Below are 1,222 nucleotides of genomic sequence, written 5' to 3'. Positions count from 1 at the left end.
GATAGCTCGTGTCGATACCGAAGCGTTTCGCGTGGTGGTATCGAGCATCTCGTGGTGAGTCGATGAACGGCGCGTCAGTCCTTGCCACTGCCAGAACGTTCGGCCTTCAGCTGTCGAACCTCCCGTTCCACGTCGAGATCGTCCAGATCGTCGAACCGGACGATCAGCGTCTCGTCCTCACCAGCGTTCGCGTTCCGCCCATCGTTGTCGGCCGTGTCGACCTCGTTGGCGGTTGTCGGTTCGTCTCCGCTAGTCTCTCCTCCCGAAAGCCGGGCGTCGACCCGACGGACGAGTACGTACGTCGTGGCTGCAGTTCCAGCGGCCACGGCCCCGTAGGCGGCCAACAACGCCTCAGCACCGAACCGAGCCTCCAGCACTGGCCCTGCGAGCCACGCGAACACACAGACACCGACAAGAAACGCCGTGGCGACAGAAACGGCTCTGCTCATGTGGTGCGCTTCGGCGTCACCGGACAAAGCCCTTCGCTCGCCGAGTGCCGGTCCGTGGGCCTATCAGCACGCAGTCGAGAGGTTACACCGTTGATCGTCCGTGTCTATTGTTCGAGGATTAAAACATCATCTCGAGTGTTAGATCGGTGTATAAAGACCCATCACAGAGGAATTCGTACTCTCTGACGTTAACCAACAGGGGTGGATAAGGGCGGTTTTGTTGGTTAAGCGGCCCTGTTGAGATCCTCAAGAGATAATAGGTTTCTGGGGATGTGCTAAATATAGAAACTTCGTCTCACAGGGTATTTTGCGAATCGCCAGTCATCTATATGATACTCGTTCTCGTAGTTAGCTCATGGTAGTGGATGTGCTCACGACGATAGAGGAGCTGTTAGGAGAGGTTCAAGAAGATATGGACAACCCGGACGCAAGTTACAAACTGAGGACTGCGAGACAACTTCTTAGTGTGCTTGAACAGCGTAACGAAGACCTAAGTATGGCAGTCAGCGAAGCAGTCTCCGACGATGAGTTGCTCGACCGGCTCCGTGAGTTAGATTATATACAGCCAGCAGTTGACGACTTCGCTGGATAGGATTGGTACGTGCTCGTACTGTTGGCGAACCTACCTGGTTGATAGATAGTACACGGCCGATTCGCACTCTATATTCAGCAAATGGTTGACGACAGATCGCCGGTTGAGGGTTTTAATAGAACCAATTCGACACGTACGCACGACTCGGGTTTGAGGAGGTAGGGTGTGCGTCAGTGGGGGT

General features: G+C 54.8%; 2 protein-coding genes. One reads left to right on the top strand and one right to left on the bottom strand.

The genetic code is table 11. From position 1 onward, the window contains the following. Positions 1 to 74: 74 nt before the first annotated feature. Positions 75 to 449: a hypothetical protein gene (locus EXE45_RS16735; protein WP_092563063.1), complete on the bottom strand. Its 375-nt coding sequence runs from the start codon at positions 447 to 449 to the stop codon at positions 75 to 77. 355 nt (positions 450 to 804) lie between these two features. Here EXE45_RS16735 and EXE45_RS16730 point away from each other — a divergent pair, with 355 nt between their 5' ends. After that, the gene (locus tag EXE45_RS16730; RefSeq protein ID WP_092563060.1) at positions 805 to 1,041 is read left to right on the top strand and encodes a hypothetical protein; all 237 of its coding nucleotides are present in this window, start codon (positions 805 to 807) and stop codon (positions 1,039 to 1,041) included. Positions 1,042 to 1,222 lie beyond the last annotated feature (181 nt).

Source organism: Halorubrum sp. SP9, assembly GCF_005435015.1.
Taxonomy (GTDB): domain Archaea; phylum Halobacteriota; class Halobacteria; order Halobacteriales; family Haloferacaceae; genus Halorubrum; species Halorubrum sodomense.
The sequence above is the reverse complement of the archived record's forward strand: the minus strand, read 5'-3'. Positions and strand labels throughout refer to the sequence as shown.

Excerpts from the sequence above, each read along its gene's own strand:
- EXE45_RS16730 (WP_092563060.1), top strand. The coding sequence starts at position 805 with ATGGTAGTGGATGTGCTCACGACGATAGAGGAGCTGTTAGGAGAGGTT.
- EXE45_RS16735 (WP_092563063.1), bottom strand. The coding sequence starts at position 449 with ATGAGCAGAGCCGTTTCTGTCGCCACGGCGTTTCTTGTCGGTGTCTGT.